This is a genomic window from Marinomonas vaga (assembly GCF_055388305.1).
In genome coordinates this window covers 2519885-2540703 of sequence record NZ_AP043903.1, presented here as the reverse complement: position 1 = coordinate 2540703, position 20819 = coordinate 2519885, and the positions used below count along the sequence as shown (strand labels likewise).

20 protein-coding genes are annotated in these 20819 nt (G+C 46.7%); 5 read left to right on the top strand and 15 right to left on the bottom strand.

What is annotated here, in order from left to right; genetic code table 11:
• The first annotated feature begins 45 nt into the window (after positions 1-45).
• The gene (locus tag ACZ5DR_RS11905; RefSeq protein ID WP_377369621.1) at positions 46-1044 is read left to right on the top strand and encodes a GGDEF domain-containing protein; all 999 of its coding nucleotides are present in this window, start codon (positions 46-48) and stop codon (positions 1042-1044) included.
• Positions 1045-1156: 112 nt separating this feature from the next.
• Here the strand turns inward: ACZ5DR_RS11905 and ACZ5DR_RS11900 are convergent, their stop codons facing one another.
• The 12 genes from ACZ5DR_RS11900 to ACZ5DR_RS11845 form a co-directional block, all read right to left on the bottom strand.
• A complete protein-coding gene (locus tag ACZ5DR_RS11900; protein ID WP_377369619.1) occupies positions 1157-2455 on the bottom strand; it encodes an adenylosuccinate synthase in 1299 nt (432 codons plus the stop codon).
• Between the two features lie 41 nt (positions 2456-2496).
• Positions 2497-3672 (bottom strand): ATP phosphoribosyltransferase regulatory subunit, encoded by a 1176-nt coding sequence (locus ACZ5DR_RS11895; RefSeq protein WP_377369617.1) that lies wholly within the window; start codon positions 3670-3672, stop codon positions 2497-2499.
• A gap of 14 nt (positions 3673-3686) precedes the next feature.
• On the bottom strand, positions 3687-3884 hold the full coding sequence (locus ACZ5DR_RS11890) for a DUF2065 family protein (protein ID WP_377369615.1): 198 nt from the start codon (positions 3882-3884) through the stop codon (positions 3687-3689).
• Between the two features lie 118 nt (positions 3885-4002).
• Entirely contained in the window at positions 4003-4869 is an 867-nt protein-coding gene (hflC, locus tag ACZ5DR_RS11885; RefSeq protein WP_377369614.1) for a protease modulator HflC, read from the bottom strand.
• Positions 4869-6110, bottom strand: coding sequence for an FtsH protease activity modulator HflK (hflK, locus tag ACZ5DR_RS11880; protein ID WP_377369612.1), 1242 nt, complete (start codon positions 6108-6110; stop codon positions 4869-4871). The genes hflC and hflK overlap by 1 nt, the downstream gene beginning before the upstream one ends.
• Positions 6111-6148: 38 nt before the next feature.
• On the bottom strand, positions 6149-7438 hold the full coding sequence (hflX, locus tag ACZ5DR_RS11875) for a ribosome rescue GTPase HflX (RefSeq protein WP_377369610.1): 1290 nt from the start codon (positions 7436-7438) through the stop codon (positions 6149-6151).
• A 37-nt stretch (positions 7439-7475) separates the two neighbouring features.
• Positions 7476-7721 (bottom strand): RNA chaperone Hfq, encoded by a 246-nt coding sequence (hfq, locus tag ACZ5DR_RS11870; RefSeq protein ID WP_067097470.1) that lies wholly within the window; start codon positions 7719-7721, stop codon positions 7476-7478.
• A gap of 88 nt (positions 7722-7809) precedes the next feature.
• Positions 7810-8742, bottom strand: coding sequence for a tRNA (adenosine(37)-N6)-dimethylallyltransferase MiaA (miaA, locus tag ACZ5DR_RS11865; protein WP_377369608.1), 933 nt, complete (start codon positions 8740-8742; stop codon positions 7810-7812).
• Between the two features lie 2 nt (positions 8743-8744).
• Entirely contained in the window at positions 8745-10673 is a 1929-nt protein-coding gene (mutL, locus tag ACZ5DR_RS11860) for a DNA mismatch repair endonuclease MutL (RefSeq protein ID WP_377369606.1), read from the bottom strand.
• Positions 10674-10698: 25 nt separating this feature from the next.
• Positions 10699-12024: an N-acetylmuramoyl-L-alanine amidase gene (locus ACZ5DR_RS11855; protein WP_377369604.1), complete on the bottom strand. Its 1326-nt coding sequence runs from the start codon at positions 12022-12024 to the stop codon at positions 10699-10701.
• Between the two features lie 109 nt (positions 12025-12133).
• On the bottom strand, positions 12134-12601 hold the full coding sequence (tsaE, locus tag ACZ5DR_RS11850; RefSeq protein ID WP_377369602.1) for a tRNA (adenosine(37)-N6)-threonylcarbamoyltransferase complex ATPase subunit type 1 TsaE: 468 nt from the start codon (positions 12599-12601) through the stop codon (positions 12134-12136).
• Positions 12602-12645: 44 nt separating this feature from the next.
• Positions 12646-14130: an NAD(P)H-hydrate dehydratase gene (locus ACZ5DR_RS11845; protein WP_377369601.1), complete on the bottom strand. Its 1485-nt coding sequence runs from the start codon at positions 14128-14130 to the stop codon at positions 12646-12648.
• A gap of 26 nt (positions 14131-14156) precedes the next feature.
• Here ACZ5DR_RS11845 and ACZ5DR_RS11840 point away from each other — a divergent pair, with 26 nt between their 5' ends.
• Complete coding sequence (locus tag ACZ5DR_RS11840; RefSeq protein WP_377369599.1) at positions 14157-14906, top strand: sulfite exporter TauE/SafE family protein; 750 nt, start codon at positions 14157-14159, stop codon at positions 14904-14906.
• An 18-nt stretch (positions 14907-14924) separates the two neighbouring features.
• On the opposite strand, the gene orn is transcribed toward ACZ5DR_RS11840, so the two are convergent.
• A complete protein-coding gene (gene orn / locus ACZ5DR_RS11835) occupies positions 14925-15470 on the bottom strand; it encodes an oligoribonuclease (protein WP_377369597.1) in 546 nt (181 codons plus the stop codon).
• A gap of 72 nt (positions 15471-15542) precedes the next feature.
• On the opposite strand from orn, the gene rsgA reads away from it, so the two are divergent.
• Positions 15543-16577: a small ribosomal subunit biogenesis GTPase RsgA gene (gene rsgA, locus ACZ5DR_RS11830; protein WP_377369595.1), complete on the top strand. Its 1035-nt coding sequence runs from the start codon at positions 15543-15545 to the stop codon at positions 16575-16577.
• Here rsgA and ACZ5DR_RS11825 read toward each other — a convergent pair.
• Both ACZ5DR_RS11825 and motA read right to left on the bottom strand, forming a co-directional pair.
• Positions 16574-17395: an OmpA family protein gene (locus tag ACZ5DR_RS11825; RefSeq protein WP_464543586.1), complete on the bottom strand. Its 822-nt coding sequence runs from the start codon at positions 17393-17395 to the stop codon at positions 16574-16576. The two genes, rsgA and ACZ5DR_RS11825, sit on opposite strands and share 4 nt — an antisense overlap.
• A gap of 89 nt (positions 17396-17484) precedes the next feature.
• Entirely contained in the window at positions 17485-18339 is an 855-nt protein-coding gene (motA, locus tag ACZ5DR_RS11820; protein ID WP_377369591.1) for a flagellar motor stator protein MotA, read from the bottom strand.
• A gap of 131 nt (positions 18340-18470) precedes the next feature.
• Between motA and ACZ5DR_RS11815 the strand changes: the two genes are divergently transcribed.
• Both ACZ5DR_RS11815 and asd read left to right on the top strand, forming a co-directional pair.
• Entirely contained in the window at positions 18471-19946 is a 1476-nt protein-coding gene (locus tag ACZ5DR_RS11815) for an HDOD domain-containing protein (protein ID WP_377369589.1), read from the top strand.
• A gap of 13 nt (positions 19947-19959) precedes the next feature.
• Entirely contained in the window at positions 19960-20817 is an 858-nt protein-coding gene (asd, locus tag ACZ5DR_RS11810; protein WP_377369587.1) for an archaetidylserine decarboxylase, read from the top strand.
• Positions 20818-20819 lie beyond the last annotated feature (2 nt).

Sequence of the window (20819 nt, the reverse complement as noted above, 5' to 3'; positions counted from 1 at the left end):
TAATGTCTATCAATAACTTCGACGCTCGTTACGGAGGACTAAAGCTTGAGCATTTCCAATAATATTCTTCATCACATTGAGAATTTCACTGCCCAACGTGATAAGGAACTGCTTGCTTTCAGTTTATTAAAAAGTATCCGTAACATATTGACCCCAGTTAAGGCCTCTATTCTTACGCTTAATAGCAAGGATGAGCCAACCATGGAGATCACACTAGCAAGTAGCGACAAATGCCGCTTTAATCATAAAAACATCCACCTGCCACCTGAAATTAAAAAATCTATTGAGTACATGAACTCTTGGCAGCTAGATGAATTTGTCGATGCATACGATCATCAACACGTATCCTTTCACTTACTCAAACAAAGTCGACAGAACGCTCAATACCTAGTAATTACGCTGGATAAAAAACCAAGCAAATCTGAAAACTACATCATTAAAGGTATGCTGAGCATTTACAGCAACTTCAGCTCCCTGTTAATCGAAGCCCAAACAGATGAACTCACAGGGTTAATGAATCGCAAGACTTTTGAAGAATCCATCGTAAAGCTCTATCAAAAATTCGACGTAGAAGACGATGAGCATACAGAACAATCTAATTGGATTGCGATTATAGACTTGGACCACTTTAAAAATATTAACGATAATTTTGGCCACCTATATGGTGATGAAGTTCTGATCCATGTTTCTCGTGTGATGCAACAGACATTTCGCCATGATGATTTACTGTTCCGCTTTGGCGGTGAAGAATTCGTTATTTTAATGAAAAATCGCGGACGCAAGGATTGCGAAAGAGTTTTAGAAGCACTGCGACAGAATGTCCAAAATATCAAACTTCCAAATATAGATGCCATTACAGTTAGTATTGGCGTATGTGAGTTTAATGATGACGTATTCCATATCACCTTAATGGATCGCGCAGACCAAGCCTTGTATTACAGTAAGCAGCACGGCCGCAATCAAATTACCTTCTTCGACCAAGTCGTAGCAGAAGGACTGGCCGTAGAAAGCCAGGTTAACGCTGGCGAAATAGACTTATTTTAAGATAGACCTGTTTTACTCCCAAACTATTCATCTTCTAAACCAATACCTAAACCCCATAACGAAAAAAGCCGAGACATTTACTGTCTCGGCTTTTTTGCAGTCTTACAAAAGCTTATGCTTTGAATGGGTCGCGCAATACGATCGTTTCGTTACGATCTGGACCAGTTGAAATGATATCCACTGGCACACCAATTTTCTCTTCGATAAACTTGATATAAGCCTGAGCATTAGCAGGCAAAGCTTCAAAGCTTGGAGCGCCCACAGTTGACTCGGACCAGCCAGGAAGCTCTTCGTAAACAGGAATAGCCTGATCGTAGCCTTCAGAGTCCACAAGCGAGCCAGACACAGGATTACCATTAGCATCCTGATAGCCTACACAAACCTGAATTGTCTCAAAACCATCTAGTACGTCTAACTTAGTTAAGCAAATACCAGAGATAGAGTTAATTTGAACTGCGTGGCGAAGCACCATGGCATCAAACCAACCACAGCGACGCTGACGACCAGTTGTCGCACCAAACTCATGACCACGCTCCCCTAGACGCTGACCGTTTTCACAGGACAACTCTGTTGGGAATGGGCCTGAACCAACACGGGTCGTGTAAGCTTTAGTAATACCCAAAACATAGTCTAGATACAAAGGACCGAAGCCAGTGCCTGCAGGAGCACCACCAGCCGTCGTGTTGGAAGACGTTACGTATGGGTAAGTACCGTGATCCACATCCAGCAATGAACCCTGCGCACCTTCGAACATAATGTTCGCGCCAGATTTACGTAGATCGTGTAACAAGCTGATTGTGTCGGTCACCATCGGACGCAAGAACTCAGCCATCTTCAGACCTTCTTCATAAACGTCTTCAAATGCAACTGGCTCCACTTTGTAGAAGCTTTCTAGCATGAAGTTGTAGTAGGCCAAAACTTCTTTTAGCTTCTCAGCGAAACGATCTTTATCCAGAATGTCTGCTACACGGATCGCACGGCGGGCAACCTTGTCTTCGTAAGCAGGACCGATACCACGACCTGTTGTACCGATTTTCTTATCGCCTTTTGCAATCTCGCGCGCCTGATCCATAGCAATATGGTAAGGCAGGATCAAAGGACATGCTGGGCTCACTTTCAAGCGCTCTACCGCTGGGATACCTTGCTCCTGAAGCTCTTCAACTTCTTTAAGCAATGCAGCCGGAGACAATACAACACCGTTGCCAATGACACATTGAACGCCTTCACGCAAAATGCCAGATGGAATCAAATGCAACACGGTTTTTTTACCGTCAATCACTAGCGTGTGACCCGCATTGTGACCACCTTGGAAGCGTACTACCGCAGCCACTTCTTCTGTTAGTAGGTCAACGACCTTACCTTTACCTTCGTCACCCCATTGAGTGCCTAGAATAACAACGTTCTTACCCATTTTTATGGTCTCACTTAAGATTGTTCTATACAGAAAATCGGTTATTTAATTGAAACGAGTTTCCATTGGTCGCCTTCGCCTACCAATTGGAAATCAAAATCTGCCCCATCAAGACTTGGCTCTAGCTGCTCAATAACTTTGTAACCTTCGCTGCGAAGGGATTGAACTTGCTGCCAAAGTGCTGCGGTTGTGGCTAAAGGTGCTAACACCTTCTGCGGCTCTGCAACCACTACATCAGCTAACGCCACCAAAGCTTTTACATCGGTACTAAAACCCGTGGCTGGACGAGAGCGGCCAAAGACTTCACCAATGTAATCGTATCGACCACCACGGGCGACAGCATTACCATGACCAGGAACATAGGCAGCAAACACCAAACCAGTATGGTAGCTGTATGACTCCATATCAGATAAGTCAAAGTGCAAGCCTACGGACTCAAAGCGCTGAGACACAACTTCAGACACGGCACGAATCTGTTTCAGAGCATTAGTAACAGACTCACTCACGCCACTTAAAGCCGCTTCCGCTTGCTCTAACACCTCTACACCACCGCATAAACGCGGCAACGCCAACAACCATTGTTTCGCTTGCCCATCAATGGTTAAAGTAGAGACATACGCTTCAAGCTCAGGTAAGCCTTTGGCACGGTAAAGGTCAGTCAATTTGCTTTCTTGCTCGCCATTTACACCTGATGCAGCCATCACACCACGAACCACATCAATATGGCCCACATCCAACACCAGCTTGTTAAGCCCTGTCGTTGTTAAGGTATCCAGCATTAGAGAAAGGATTTCCAAATCACTTTCTATGCCACTATGGCCATACAGCTCAGCGCCTAATTGAATCGGGCTACGGGTTCCATCAAGCCCGGCTGGGGTTGTGCGTAATACACTGCCGCAGTAGCTCAAACGCTGAACACCATCTTGCTTCAAACAATGGGCATCAATTCGAGCAACTTGAGAAGTAAAGTCCGCACGAATCCCCATCAAACGACCTGAAAGCTGATCAATTACTTTGAAGGTTTCTAAGTCTAAGTCTGAGCCTGCGCCGATAAGGAGGGAGTCGAGATATTCTAATAGAGGGGGTATGACTAATTTGTAACCCCAATTTTCGTGGAGATTAAGCAGTGTTCTTCTTAGGTGCTCGATCTTCGCCGCTTGTTTTGGCAAAGCCTCATCTACACCGTCTGGAAGCAACCAGCGATCTGCTAGCGTCATTAATGTTTATCCTCTTAGCTTCGGGCCAGTAATAGGAGTATTAATCCCAGAAACATACTCACCGCCCCAAGCACTCGCAAATTCGTATTTGAACTCGCGATCGCCTTTGCCATAATTTCCCGCCATAAATTCGGCTTAAGAAACGGCAAAACGCCTTCGGCAATCAGAAGTAAACTGACGCCAACCAGCAGCGAATGCAACAATTCCTGCATAGACTCTCTATATTTTGACCATTAAAAAACCGGGCTTAACCCGGTTTTGTAGATTCTATCACGATTATATGGCCGACTTACAGGCTAAAGCCATGTAACCCGACCAAAATAATTACGATTAATTAGTTTGTTTGAAGTACTGGAAGAACTCGCTATCAGGCTTCAATACAAATAAGTCACCATTACCAGAGAAGCTCTCACGGTATGCTTGTAAGCTACGGTAAAACTCGTAGAAATCTGGATCCTGAGTGTAAGCGTCTGCGTAGATAGCAGCTGCTTGCGCATCGCCGTCACCGCGAATCATTTCCGCGTCACGCTGGGCTTCTGCCTCAAGCACGACTTGCTGACGATCAGCGTCCGCACGAATACCTTCTGCAAGTTCTAGACCTTTAGAACGGTGCTCACGAGCCTCACGTTCACGCTCTGTCCGCATACGCTGGTAAACAGACTCACTTACGTCAGGTGGCAAGTCGATACGCTTAACACGAATATCAACGATCGTAATACCTAGCTCATTTTTCGCTACCGTATCGATTCGATCGCGCAATTCTGTCATCAACTCTTCACGTTCACCGGATACCACTTCGTGCATGGTTCGCTCACCAAATTGGTTACGCAGCCCCGTATCAACACGAGAAGACAATACTCGGTTCGCTACAAACTCATCACCAGAAGTGGCCTGATAAAAACGCGATACGTTCTCAATTTTCCACTTCACGTAAGAATCAACAATTACCGCTTTCTTCTCAAGCGTTAAGTAACGTTGCGGACGTGAATCCATAGTTAGAATTCGCGCATCGAACTTCTTAACTTCGTTCATAACTGGAATCTTGAAATGCAAACCAGGTTGAACATCGTCCTGAACGATCTCACCGAACTTAAGCACAACTGCTCTCTCGGTTTCTTTCACAACATACAGGGTCTGAGAGCCAACCAGTAAGGCAATCAACAGTAGAAATAGGATAGAAAAAGATAGATTTTTCATTAGTTTCTCCCTTGACGGTTAACGCTCGTGGAGCTTTGACGATTACGAATTTCTTCAATAACCTGGTCTGTCAAAGTACTAATAGAGGAAGAATCCAATCTATTTAAGCCACCTGTAGCGGCTCTTTGCTTCATAATCTGCTCAAGCGGCAAATACATCATGCTGTTGTTACCATCCGCATCAATGACCACTTTATTCACATCTTTATAGATCGACTCAATTGTCTCAATGTAAAGACGCTTTTTAGTAACTTCTGGTGCTTTCGCATACTCTTGGTATAAACGATCAAAACGATCCGCCTGACCTTGTGCACGAGCAACAATTTCAGAGCGGTAAGCTTCCGCTTCTTCACGAATACGCTGAGCACGACCACGAGCTTCAGGAATGATACCGTTGGCGTAAGACTCCGCTTCGTTACGAACACGCTGCTCATCTTCTTTCGCTTTAATTACGTCATCAAATGCTTCTTGCACTTGATTTGGCGCTTGAGTGTTCTCAACGTTTACCTTAGAGATCAACAGACCTGTACCGTAATTGTTAATATAAGACTGCAGACGTTCTTTTACTTCTGCCGCCAACACCTCACGACCTTCCGTTAGGATTTGGTCCATTTCCGTGGTACCCACCACATGACGCAAAGAACTCTCAACCGCTTGAGATAAAGATTCTTCAGGCGAACGAACGTTAATCACGAAATCGCGTGGATTTTCAATGGAGTATTGAACCGAAACACCCACCTCAACAATGGCTTCATCCACAGTCAACATCAGCGCTTTATGATCCAAAGAACGAACTTTGGTCACATTTACTTTTGTTACTGTATCGATCAATGGCGGATTCCAGTGTAGACCTGGCATAACAGTGTCGCTGTACTTACCTAAGCGCAATACAACACCACGCTCCTGCTGATCAACCTGATAAATACCCGTTGATGCCCACAAGGCAAATAAGCCAATAACAATGATGCCAATCAAGCCGCCACCGATTTTACCGCTAAAACCAGGACCACCATTAGAACCAGAGCCACCACCAGAAGAACGCTTCTTCTTAACACCAAGCATTCCCATTAACTTGTTGAATGCTTCGTCTAAGTCCGGTGGCCCTTGATCCTTACCACCAGATTGACGACCCCATGGGTCGTTACTGTTGTTAGGCTCTTGCTCACGCCCCCCATTGGAATTGCGGTTTTTATCCGTGTTCCATGGGTCGTTGTCGTTATTACCCGGTTCATTCCAGGCCATACTACATCTCCACTTTCTTATAATGATAATCCAGTTGTTTAGGCTGCCTGAATTTGCTCTTCAGACATGCCGACCCGCGCCAAGATCTGTAAGTAATCTTTACGGGGCAAGCGCAATTCTAATACTGAGCAACCTTGCTCATCATAATGCTCCGCTCTCACTGCTCCCTGTTCAAAAAGCATCGCTCGGAAACGCCCTTGGTGCGCAGGCACCAAAATAGTTTCATTAACAATGTCTTCTGACAGTAATTCTGCAATGGCTTGCTCTAACAGCTCGATACCAATCCCATCACGAGCAGACACCCAAACCCTAATAGGGTTCCCCTGATCATCACGATCAATTCTAGGCTCGCCGGTGGGCATAGCATCAATTTTGTTAAATACACGGAGCGTTGGCAACTCATCGGCACCAATCTCTTTCAAAACCGTTTCAACGGATTCAATATTATCATCACGATTCACGTCAGCCGCATCCACCACATGCAATAGTAGATCCGCCTCCGCAGACTCTTTTAGAGTCGCTTGGAATGCTTTCACTAATCGGTGAGGAAGCTTACGAATAAAACCTACCGTGTCCGCTAATACAACCGGGCCCACCTGCTCAAGATCCAATCTTCTCAGGGTCGGATCTAGGGTCGCAAACAGCTGATCTGCCGCAAAAACCTCTGCCCCCGTAATACGGTTAAACAAAGTGGACTTACCAGCGTTGGTGTACCCTACTAAAGATACGGTCGGAACATCTGATCGGTTTCGTGCTCGGCGACTTTGATCACGCTGAGAATTCACCTTATCCAATCGCTTCTGGATAGATTTGATGCGCTCGCGTAGGAGTCGTCGGTCAGTTTCAAGCTGAGTTTCACCTGGACCACGCATACCAATACCGCCTTTCTGGCGTTCAAGGTGGGTCCAGCCACGAATTAATCGTGTGGTCATATGCTGCAACTGGGCCAACTCTACCTGAAGTTTACCTTCGTGAGTTCGGGCTCGCTGAGCAAAAATATCCAAGATGAGTCCGGTACGGTCAAGTACACGACAATGCAAGACGCTTTCAAGATTACGCTCCTGAGAAGGAGTCAACGCATGATCAAAAAGCACAACCTGCGCTTCCTCTCTCATGACAATATCTTTTATTTCATCGAGTTTGCCGGTGCCGACAAAAAATTTGGAGTCTGGCTTATGACGAGACCCTGTTACAACAGCAACAGGGTCTGCACCAGCAGAGATAGCGAGTTCGACGAACTCTTCTGGCCCATGATTCTCGTCTTGATCATGAAAATCGATGTGAACCAGGACAGCAATTTCACCACTTTCAGGGCGTTCGAAAAACAAGTTATATAACCTCTAATTTGTCCTAGTTAGGACAAATTTATTCTGCTGCGTCTTCCGCCTGATCAGGGGACGGCAGACGAATAGTACGAGAAGGAACAACTGTCGAGATTGCGTGTTTGTACACCATTTGGCTAACGGTGTTTTTTAACAAAATCACGAACTGATCAAATGACTCGATTTGTCCCTGTAGTTTAATACCATTCACAAGAAAGATAGACACAGGCACTCTTTCTTTGCGAAGTACGTTTAGGTAAGGGTCTTGTAGTGACTGCCCTTTTGACATCGGACTCTCCTTAAGCAAGCAAACTCATAATTAAAATATTGGAAAAACAATACACTAGATAATACACCAATTCTTTTGCGAATTCCCCTTATATAAGCCTGCTTTCGACGTATTTCAAGGTTTGTGCTAAAAGATCCGGTTGCAAGCTATCAAAAACGGCTAATTCATCCCATCCGCGCAGCCAAGTAAGCTGACGTTTAGCCAACTGTCGAGTGGCGACAACCCCTTTATAAACAGCATCGTCTAAGGCATCTTCCCCTGCCAGATATTGCCACAATTGGCGATAACCAACACAACGAATTGATGGCATTTCTATGGTCAAGTCACCACGCTGATAGAGTGCCTCGACTTCCGCCAAAAACCCCTCTTCCATCATGATTTCAAAGCGCTGTTCAATGCGTTTATGCAAGGTTGAACGGTCTTCTGGCATCACAGCCATATTAATCAAGTGATAAGGGGAAACTTGCTTCTCTTGCTCCGCCCAAAACTGCGTCATGGTTTTACCCGTCAGACGATACACTTCTACCGCTCGCTGCAAGCGCTGGGGATCATTTGGGTTGATACGTGCTGCCGAATCTGGGTCAATCCTCTGCAACTCCTCATGAAGACTAACCAGACCATGCTGCGCTATGTAGGCATCCAACTCAGCACGTAACCCTGCATCCGCAGACGGCATTTCAGCCAGTCCTTTTTGCAACGCGTTAAAATACATCATGGTCCCCCCCACCAAAAGAGGCGTCTTACCTTGGGCCACAATGTCATCAATCTCAACGGCAACGTCTTTTAAAAAGTCTGCAGCAGAATAACTTTCAATAGGATCTATAATATCGATCAGTCGATGAGGTGCCTTAGCCAAAGTTTGGGCATCAGGCTTTGCTGTGCCGATATCCATTCCTCGGTAAACCAAGGCCGAATCCACACTGACAATCTCATAACCATGCTGGCTGGCCATTTCCACTGCCAGTCCCGTTTTACCTGAAGCCGTTGGCCCCATTAAGCAAACGACATTTGGCTTACTCATTATTACCGGCCTCGCAAAAATAATTTATCTAAATCAGACATGGATAGCTGGGTCCAAGTAGGGCGTCCATGGTTACATTGACCACTTCGCTCGGTCACTTCCATATCACGTAAAAGGCTATTCATTTCAGCAATAGTCAGTTTACGATTCGCTCGCACTGCACCATGGCAGGCCATAGTCGCCATTAGCTCATTTGCCCGAGCCTGTAATAAGTCCGTTGCTCCATTAACCGCCAAGTCACTTATCACATCTCGAACCAAACTCTCGATGTCACCATTAATTAGTATAATCGGCACTTCACGAACCATCACACTTTCTAGACCAGAACGTTCCAGAACAAAACCAAATTGGCCAAACACCGCCACATGATCTTCCACAAGATCCGCTTCAGCTTGGGAAATAGCCACGTTAATGGGAACCAATAAAGGTTGAGAAGCTACATCTTTTGAATAAAACGCAGTCTTCATGCGCTCGTAGACAATTCGCTCGTGAGCAGCATGCATATCCACAATAATCATGCCATTGTCAGTTTCTGACAAAATATAGATGCCATGAATCTGAGCGACGGCATAACCAAGAGGGGGCGTCATCGAATGACTTGGCAACGGCTCTGCTACTCGCACCCGATATTCTGTTGGCGCACTACTTTCTGCGCTCACCTGATCAGGGGAACTTGGCGCTTTAATCTCGCCTGTTTCTGGGTCTACATGACTCATATCGAAGTCACGGGCGTAATTGGCCATCTGCGAAACAGCCCCTAACTGACCAGACACATCCGATGGTGAAGGATTATTTGTTGCTCGACTGGTCATCCAAGACAAATCTCGCCCTTGAGAAGGCTGACCTAACCCAAGATTCTCTTGTTCGCTAATTTGAGGCTCACCCTGTTGTATAGGGTTTTCTGCGCTCCCAGATGCGCCAGATTCTGGACGCACATCAGCCAAGACTTTATGAATGCGACTAAAGAGAAAATCATGCACCAAACGGCCGTCACGAAAACGCACTTCATGTTTCGTCGGATGAACGTTCACATCTACGGTCGCAGGATCCAATTCCAGATACAACACAAAGGTTGGATGACGCCCGTTATACAGTACGTCACGATACGCCTGACGGACGGCATGGGCCACCAACTTATCGCGCACCACACGACCATTCACAAAGAAGTACTGTAAGTCCGCCTGGGAGCGTGAGAAGGTTGGCAAGCCAATCCATCCCCATAAGCGTAAACCTGCCGCTTCCACATCAATGGTCAAAGCATTTTCGATAAACTTACGGCCTAACAAGGTGCCAAGACGGTGCTCCGCGTGCAACTGATCCGCCACAGGGCGAAGATCATAGACCTGTTTTCCGTTGTGATTTAATCGAAATCCCACATCATAACGACTTAAAGCCAGTCGCTTAACCACTTCTTCCAAATGGTTAAACTCGGTTTTTTCCGTACGCAAAAACTTACGTCTCGCGGGCGTGTTGAAAAACAAATCACGGGCTTCAATGGTTGTCCCCTGAGGATGGGAAGCAGGTTTCACGGAAGTCACCATGTCTTTACCCTCTGCTTCCACACGCCAAGCGGCCATTTCACCTTCTGCTTGAGATGTTAGATGCAACCGAGACACGGAGCTAATACTAGCCAAGGCTTCCCCTCGGAACCCAAGAGTACAGACCGCTTCTAGGTCATCCAAGGTGACAATTTTACTGGTAGCGTGACGACTTAACGCCAGGGACAAGTCATCTTTCTGAATCCCCGAACCATTGTCACGGATTTTGATACAGCGGACACCGCCCTGCTCTACATCAATATCTAACTGTGTAGCGCCAGCATCAAGACTGTTTTCAAGCAACTCTTTAACAACTGAGGCAGGACGCTCAACCACCTCACCTGCTGCTATCTGGTTGGCAAGTCGAGGTGAGAGCAAGTGAATTCTAGACATGAAATTCCTTCAATAAATTGGGGAACTAACTGGCTGGGATGGAAAGCTTTTGCCCAACCCAAATAACATCGTTTTTCAAGGTATTTGCTGAACGAAGCGCCCCTAAAGAAACCCCATTCTTACGGGCAATTTCAGATAAGGTATCGCCACGGGAAACGGTATAGGTGAAACCACCTTTTTGCTTCTGACGCCAAGCAATGTAAGAGCCATCAGGTGGATTTGCGTTGAATGCATCTTCTACACCCTTGGCAATGGAGGCTGCAAGTTTTCGTCGATAGGTGGCACTGGAAAGGTTTTTAGCTTCCGTAGGATTAGAAAGAAACCCCGTCTCCACCAAAATTGATGGAATATCAGGAGATTTCAGCACCACAAAACCTGCTTGCTGAACGAAATCTTGATGCAATTTCGCCATATTACCCATTTGCCCAAGTACTTCTTTACCAATATCTAGACTCATTTGGATTGTTGAGTTCATAGACATGTCTAGCAGCACTTCTGCTAACAAGCGATCTTTGTCGTCAAGAGAAATCCCCCCCACCAGATCAGCTGATTGCTCCTGCTGTGCAAGCCAGCGACCCATTTCAGACGTTTTTCCACTTAAAGACAAAGCCCACACAGAGGCACCTCGAGCTGAAGGCTTGGTAAAAGCATCCGCATGGACTGAAATCATTAAATCAGCATTCGCTTCCCGGGCCACTTTAGAGCGATCCCGTAATTGCAGGTAAACATCCGTTGAACGAGTCAGTACTGCTTTAAAGCCTTGAACATTATTCAAACGTTTTGCGAGCTCTTTAGCGATGGACAACACGACATCTTTTTCAAAAATGCCGTTATGGCCAATTGCTCCAGGGTCTTTGCCCCCATGGCCGGGATCAATAACCACCACAATATCCCGTTTGTCGTTGGATATAGAGGCTAAGCTTTTAACTACTTTCGCGCTTTTCGGTTGACCATATTCAAGCTCCACCATAATCCGTGGACCGTAATCTCCAGCTGCGGATAATTCAGAAGTTTTGGCCTTCACCTTCTGACTCACGTCGAGCACAAAGCGCATGCCGCTATTGTGTCTTGCGTAGCGCACTCGCAACAAAGCATCCGACGACAAGGCAGATAAGTTGTCCACGACACCTTGGGAGATCTCTGCATTGGTTAAATCCAAGACAACGCGGTCCGGCTGGCTCAATGAAAACATACGGTGCTTTGTTGCACCATCCAGCTCAAACACCAAACGTGTGACCCCTTGCTGTTGTGCCACACGAATGTCTTTTACTTGAGCAGCATTTAACAGGCTACTAAAGATCAACAAAAAGACAGGCAACAACCAAGAAATTGAAAAGATTTTTTTATACATATCAGACAGCTAGCTAGTATATGGACACACTATAACCGTTGGAGCTAATGATCTCAACGAATCCATTTGTTGACACAAAAAAGGAGGCCTCAGCCTCCTCTACTTCCTTTTAATTGGCGAGTTGTTGGAGTATTTCCTGCACCGCTGACTCACCGTAAAGAGTTTTAGGCTCTATGGACACCGAACGCCCAGAACGAACAAGATCCAGATGTACAATTAAATCTGGTTCAGGCAAGACTCCCTTACCCATTTCAGCCCATTCGACTAAGCACAAGGTCCCATCGCGAAAATAATCGCGAATTCCCATGTATTCGAGCTCTTCCGCATCATTGATACGGTACAAGTCAAAGTGAAATGCTTCGACCCCATCTAACTCATATGGTTCAACAATTGTATACGTTGGACTCTTAACTGGACCTTTATTACCAAGACCACGTAACAGGCCTCGTACTAAGGTGGTTTTCCCCATTCCCAAATTGCCATCTAAGTACACCACTCCACCACTTTTGAGTGACGTCGCTAACTGCTCACCAAACAGCTCCATGGCTTCTTCGCCAAATATTTCTCGTTCTATCATCTTTTATCTACTCACTTATCTACACACACCTGTGCGCGCACCTTTTATTCCAAATAGTCCAACAATTGATAAGGCTGCATCGAGATTTGACCGATGACTAAAGACGCCTTATTTGCTGCCATATTATGCCAAGCAGCAGCTATCACAGCCGCTTCAAATGGCTCGTGATAATAGGCAAGACAAGCTCCCACCATACCACTCAAGACGTCTCCAGACCCGCCTTTGGCCAAGGCAGGGCATGGCTGTCCCAGAATTACAACATCACCATTTTGATTTACCACCACACTGGTGGCACCTTTTAAAATAACCACCGACTGAAACCTTGTCGCTATCTGCTGAGCAGATCCCACTAAGTCTTCGAGAATATCTGCTGTAGAGCATTGTAGAAGCCTCGCTGCTTCACCTGGGTGGGGCGTTAATACAGCAGGACGCCCCATTGGCTGGCCATACACCCCTAACCAATACAGCGCATCCGCATCAACTACTGCAGGACCTTCCGTTGCCAAAAAAGCCTGCCAGTTCCGCTCAGACCATTCAGTTCGCCCAAGCCCTGGACCAATGACTAATACAGACTCAGATGAACGAAGAGTGTCACCCAAGCCAATATCCTCCGGCGACACACACATTACATTGGGATTACGCATCAATGATGCCGACAAATGCCGAGACTGAGTCATCAAAGTCACTGTACCGACGCCACTTTTTGCGGCGGCTTCACTGGCCATGATAGCCGCCCCACCAAACCCCAAGTCTCCACCCAATACCGTCACATGCCCATAGGTTCCCTTATGGGAATTAGGCAATCGCAAGCAGGGAGGGTAATTTTCCAACACGGCGGGAGTCAGGAAGTATGCGGTTGGGCGATTAAGCAAGTCAACAGCCTGTAAGCTTTCCATGACGATTTGATGGCAGGCGACCGCACCATCCAGCAAATAATGCCCAAGCTTATCGGCAATAAAAGTCACCACTAAATCAGCTTCTACCAGCAACGCCCCTCGCCCCGTCTCAACATCAAGTCCACTGGGACAATCGACACTGACAACCCAGGCACCTTGAGCGCGCTTTTGATTAATTGCGGCGATAGCATTGGCTAGATCCTCACTTATAGGTGGATGAAAGCCTATCCCCAGTAGACCATCAACCACCACCTGCCCAGGATCTTGGTTAAGCGCCTCTATGTTCCGAGTTATTTGAATAGTGTCATACCCAAAAGCAACCTTTTCTGCATATTCAGCATCCCCAGTGCGGGGCTTAGAGGAACAATCATAAACGGTCACTTCGATACCATCTTGAGCAGCCAAAGCTGCCACAACCAACCCATCGCCCCCATTATTTCCACCGCCCACCACAACAGATAGGTGCTTCAAAGAGGCATTGTGATGTAATATGTGACGATACAAGGCTTCACCCGCCCGGTGCATCATGGCATAGCTCTCGCCCTCCTGCGCAAAGCTGGCCTGTTCTCGACGACGAACATCTTCTACCCGGTACAGTGGGACTAAATAACGCTCAGGGATTCTAGTCAACATTGTGCTTCTCTTACTAAAGGCGATAAATGGACATTACTCTTTTAATCCTAGTCTCGATTGCAGTGCTTATCACTGGCATCTCAAAAGGCGGTTTCTCCGGTGCCTTTGGTATTATCGCGGTCCCCATGATATCCCTGCATGTCTCCCCCATTAAAGCCGCAGCCATAATGTTACCCGTCTTATGTATCATGGACATATTTACGGTACAGAAGTTCTGGAAAAAATGGGATGCCGATGCCGTCAAACAAAGTATTCCATCAGCCATCCTAGGTATTATCATTGGCACCTTGATGGCCTCTTTCGTCTCGGAGCCCCTACTCAAAATCATCATAGGTTTAGTGGCCATTGGCTTCGTCATCAACACTTGGCTGGCAGCCAGAAGAAAAGCTCCAAAGGGCCCTCTCGGAAAATTAGCTGCAGGTTTTTGGTGCGCATTGGGTGGGTTTACCAGCTTCATTTCCCATGCTGGAGGCCCTCCAATCAGCGTTTTCCTGTTACGCCTAAACTTGGATAAAACCCGTTTTGTCGCCTCCGCCGCTTTAATATTTGCCGCCATAAACTACGTAAAGCTGATCCCTTACGCTTGGCTTGGCCAACTTAATACAGATCTGCTTTTGTATTCAGTGTGTTTTGCACCCATTGCCTTTGTGGGAGTACAAGTTGGTGCCTGGCTTCATTATCACATCAACACTAAACTTTTTTTCAAGCTTATGTATGCACTATTAATGGTAACGGGGGTGAAGCTGTTATGGGATGGAGGAAGCGGCCTAATTTAACCGCTCCCTATGTGAGAGCTACAGGTTAAATATTGTTTTGCGGTAGTGTTTCAGCTCTTCAATGGATTCAATAATGTCATCTAAGGCTAAGTGAGCCCCAGTTTTCTCAAAGCCTTCCAGCGCTTCAGGCTTCCATCGTTTTGCCAGTTCTTTTAACGTGCTGACATCCAAGTAACGGTAGTGAAAATAGGCTTCTAACTTAGGCATGTATTTGTACAAAAATCGACGATCCTGCCCGACACTGTTTCCGCAAATCGGTGACTTACCCGCCGGAATATACTGCTCCAAAAATGCAATCGTCTGCGCTTCGGCCTCTTCCATAGAAATAGGAGAGTTCAATACACGCTCTGTTAATCCGGATGCGCCATGGTGCTCAGTACACCACTCATCCATGGCATCCATCACAGCTTTTTCTTGATGAATTGCCAAATTCGGCCCTTTCCCAAGAACATTAAGATCTTTGTCTGTGACAATCGTTGCGATCTCGATAATGGTATCAGTCTCAGGCTCCAAGCCCGTCATTTCCAAATCAATCCAAATTAAATTGTCTTCGCTGTAACTCATATCACTCAATCCTGTATTTTAGATGCCAGCCATTATACTCTATGCGTTTAAATTAACGACCCACCTGAAAGCATGTCGAAAAGAAAGCTCACCAAACAGCAAGCTTGGCGCATTGAGCGCATCCACAAAGAGCGTATGGAACGTACGCAAAAGCGAGCAGACAAAGCCGAAGAAACTCTACAATCGTCTGATCTTGGCCCTGAAACCGAGGGCATAATCATTTCTCACTTTGGTACTCAAGTAGAAGTAGAAGGCACTCAAGTACCCTACGAAGGCATCAGCACACGCTGTAATATGCGCGCGAACCTAGGACAGCTTGTTACCGGTGATAAAGTGGTATGGCGCCCTAAACACACAGAAGGTGGCGTGGTGGTCGCACGTGCTGATCGAGACACCCTATTGCAACGACCTGATATGCATGGTCGCTTAAAGCCTGTTGCAGCCAATATAGACTTCATTGTTGTTGTAATCGCAGCGGAACCTGTCCCCCACGCTAACCTTATCGACCGCTATTTAGTGGCAGCAGAAACCGTCGACATCCCTCCTGTTATCTTGTTAAACAAATGTGACCTCATCGACGACACTAACAAAGAAGCCCTCGACTCACTCCTACAGACCTACACAGATCTGGGCTACCGAGTGATTCGCACCTCCACTAAAAACGATGCATCCATGTCAGAGCTTTATGAGTTCCTAAAAGACAAAATCAGCGTTTTCGTAGGGCAATCTGGGGTCGGCAAATCATCATTGATCGGAACCTTACTTCCGGACATCGAAATCAGTGTGGGAGAGTTGTCTCAAAAGCGTAAAAAAGGCACCCATACCACTACCACGGCACGGCTTTTCCATATGCCTATCGGAGGAGATCTAATTGACTCTCCTGGGATCCGTGAATTTGGCTTGTGGCACATTAGCGAAGACGAGCTATTAGAAGGCTTTATCGAGTTTCGTCCACACTTGGGATACTGCAAATTTCGAGACTGTGCTCACGAACAAGAACCGGGGTGCGCCATCCGTGAGGCCCTTGAAAACGGTGAAATCACAGCTCACCGCTTCGAGAGCTATCTACGTATTCGTCAATCCATCCGTGACAACGATGCCTTTTAAAACACTCCTTCAGGGGTCAAGCCGGGAGCCAGTTCCACTGGCTCTCCACCAAAACGACGCCTATTTTGAGATAACAAACGTCGATACGCTTCATCCGTTAACAAAGTAAGCGTAATACGGCGATTTTCAGAGCTAGCAGGATCCCACCGGTTATAAGGCACCGTATCAGCCAAGCCAATGACTTGAGCAACTCGCCCTGGGTTCAACCCTCCTTCCAGAAGCGCCACTTTAGCCGCATTAGCGCGAGCACTTGAAAGATCCCAATTGTCTTCAAAATCACTTCCCTGAAATGCCGTCGCATCCGTGTGTCCCGTCACAACAATTGGATTGTCCGTTTTCGCAAACACGGATGCCATGGAAACCAATGTGGTCTCCATGTCTGGGACCAATTGACTGCTTCCCGACTCAAACATGGGCTTGTCTGGGTCATCTAACAGAGTAATGCGAACACCTTCAGGGGTGATTTCGATGCGCATATTATTGTCCTCTGACTGGAAGAACTCGATATTTTGCAACTCTTCTTCCATCATGGCATTCATACGCTCCAACTCCTCCCCATCGTTGCCTAAGCGCATTTCAGTCTCATCAGTCAGCTCAGAAGTACTGCCCGGCTCGGGCAAGTCTAAATCCAGCTTCTGTTCAACACTTTTCGCTGGACTGCCGCCCAAATCAATGGGTTTATTGCTGTAACCTGCCGTAGACATTCCTTTTGGGTCATTAAAGTACCCCTCAATGGCGGCTAATTCTTCTGGAGAAGCAACATTAATAATCCACAGCACCAAGAAAAATGCCATCATCGCCAAAGCAAAGTCTGCCAAGGCTATCTTCCAAGCCCCGCCATGATGCCCGCCCCTTTTGATTTTCCTGACTCGCCGTATTACCAACCCAGAATTTTTCACAAAGCCCCCTAGCGGTACTGCTTAACCATCTCGTTTAATTCAACGAAACTTGGACGCATATGAACGGGTAGCATCTTCCGCCCAGCCTCAACACATACGGTTGGCGGATGACCTGAAGACATGGCCCCTAAACAAGATTTCAAACATAAATAAGATTGAAACTCTTGCTCGCCAAGATGCTCCATATGGGAAGCCATTGGACCTACAAAGCCGTAAGCAAAAAATATCCCTAAGAAAGTGCCCACCAGAGCAGCGGCAACATGGGCACCAATTTCTTCCATCGGGCCACCAATAGAGCCCATGGTAATCACAATCCCAAGTACCGCAGCCACGATACCAAAACCTGGTAACGCCTCTGCCACCCGGGTCACTGCATGGCTGGGAGCCTTCAACTCCTCTTGAATAAGCTCTAGCTCCCCCTCCATCATGGCTTCTAGCTCATGGGAAGGCAGGCCTGTCAGGGTAAAAATACGGTAATTATCAGTAAAAAATTCCACCAAAGCATGATCACGAACCACATCGGGAAAGCGCGAAAACAACTCACTTTCAAAAGGTGCCTCGATATCCTGCTCTACAGCTAAAAAACCTTCTTGGCGACTACGCTGAAAAACAGAGTACACACACCCTAGTAACTGTGCTTGAAAAGCAGAATTATGACGGCTACCCAAAAATACTTGGGGGAGCAACTTCAACGTCTGTCTTTGTAGTGAAAAAGGGTTAGCGATCATAAATGCACCTAAAGCGGCACCAAGGATAATCACCACTTCGAATGGCTGCCAGAGTGCTAGCAGTTCCCCATGGGAAGCCAAATACCCCGTCACAACACTTACTAATACTAAGAGTATCCCTGCTAACACAAACATAATTCATTCCTATATTTCGACGGTGTATGCTCACCCAATAATATAAAGTATGATTAAACTAATCATGCACTTTACAAATCATTGGTGCATTAACTACTTACCTTTGTCTTGAGCCTTAAATGTAACGAGCTATGAAGAACAAGTCACCCTCTGGCCTCACCGAATGGCTACTTTATCTGCAAGACCGAAAACTTCCAGTTGGCTCTGACAACATTGCTAAACTCAGGAAGCAAATCAAGACACCTGATGAAACACTGGATCGGATGCAGAGCAACATTGCATCAGAACCCATGTTAGCTTTTGCGATTTTGAATCGTGCCAACATGATAGTGGAATACAAACGCAATGACATAAAAAGCCCTATTCACGCCGCATCCATGATCGGCATGAAAGGCATTGCAACCATATTCGATAGCCTAGAACCCTACCAATACTCCAGAAAGAATCCAGCCCATGCGGCATTTTGGCGAGAAGTTCAAACCAGCTACGAAGCGGCTGCCATAGCGAAACAATGGGCCCTGGAAAAGAAAATAAGCCGAATAGATGATGTCTACTGGATTACATTTTTCCGAGATGCCGTTCGCTGGCTACTTTGGTTCCATGCCCACGACATCATGCAAGAGCTTACTACCCGTGTTAGAAAAGGGGATGCCTCTGAAAGCAGTGAGCAAGCCCTACTGGGCTGTCGAATTGACGAATTAACTGTCGCACTTTTCAAAGAATGGAAAGTGCCCCAGATCATCATCGACTCTTTCCTAACAGATCAAATACCGACGGCGGAAGAGCTCCAATCTATCGCACGCCTAACCCATACCCCCGATCAACTACCGGGCTTCGCAGAAGACAAACGTGTCACACTGTTAATGAACGGTCCATTGATCTTAGCCTACTGTGCAAGCCGCATCTCCCAAGAGGCTAATGTCATGGGCTGGGGCAGTAAAAACTTACCTTTTTACTATCGGGTCATTTCCGCCATTATTCACATCAAACTCGGGGATGCGATTCAGCTAACTCACTATGCCACACGAGAGGCAGCCCAAGAGTTCACCATTGATGCCAAACAGAGCCTAGCGGCACAACTACTGTCTCCTTTACTCTACACACGAACCTCTGCAAGCAAAGCACCTGTCACTAAACGAGTTAAAGTCTCACCCATGGCAGCCTTAGAGCAAAAGTTAAAAACCCTGAGCGAGCCTAAGCAGCGCACTGCTACGGCCATGAAAGCTTTGCTTAGCCTATTTAAAGGCAGCTGTGATCAGATTTTGATTTTGCGCCACGATACAGCCACAGGCAAGTTATCTCCCATGCTTCAATTTGGTTATGACGTCAGCCAAATTAAACAAGTGAAATGGGACGCTTCCACGCCTGTTATCAGCAAATTAACCAGCAAGCGTGTGGCCGTTCACTTTAACGACAGCAAACTTGCAAGCATGCTAAGGCAAATGCCTGAGAATGCCGACAAGCTGTTTCATGAAAAGCAGCACCTATTCTTAGCCTCTTCTCCTGTATCAGAGCAAGAAACCTACATTTACTGGCTTGCCGGCCAAACAGCCCTAAGCCAAGAGCAATTCGACACCTTTAAACGAGTGATAAAACTCGCTGACTAATGGACTTAAGACCGTGAACAAAGACCAATTATTTGCATTCGCACAACACATCACACCACAAAAGTGTTTATCTCGTTTTGTGGGACGCATCGCGCAGTGCCAGAATTCCTGGGTAAAAGACACCTTCATTGGACAGTTCGTAAAAAAATACAATGTCGACATGAGCGAAGCGGTCAACGAAGACCCATTCAGCTACCGAAACTTTAACGATTTTTTCACCCGTGCTATTAAGCCCGAGCTGCGTCCTATCGTAGAGGGAGACAATACCATTGCCTGCCCTGCCGATGGCGCCATCAGCCAATTGGGTGACATTGAGTATGGCACCATCTACCAAGCAAAAGGCCATACCTACAGCTTAACCGAACTCATCGGTGGGGATGCCGAGCTCTCAAACCAGTTCCTTGGCGGCAAATTCGCCACCGTTTATCTATCACCTCGGGACTACCACCGCGTCCATATGCCCCTCACCGGCAAACTGGTCAAAACCATCCATGTGCCAGGCAAATTATTCTCCGTGAACAAAGTCACGGCCGAGCAAATCCCTAATGTCTTCGCCCGCAACGAGCGGACCGTTTGCCTCTTTGAGACAGAAGCTGGCCCCATGGCCGTTATCCTAGTTGGCGCCATGATTGTTGCCAGCATTGAAACAGTGTGGACTGGCCAAGTAACACCTTTTAGCAAGCAGGTGCAAACCTGGGATTACCAAAAACTCTCTGACATCACCCTTGAAAAAGGTGCAGAAATGGGCCGCTTTAAACTTGGCTCCACCGCTATCGTATTGTTTGGCAAAGACGCGGTTAATTGGGACGAAACACTGGCGGCAGAAACCCCAACTAAAATGGGCATGCCATTTGGTACGCTTGTGAACTAAGT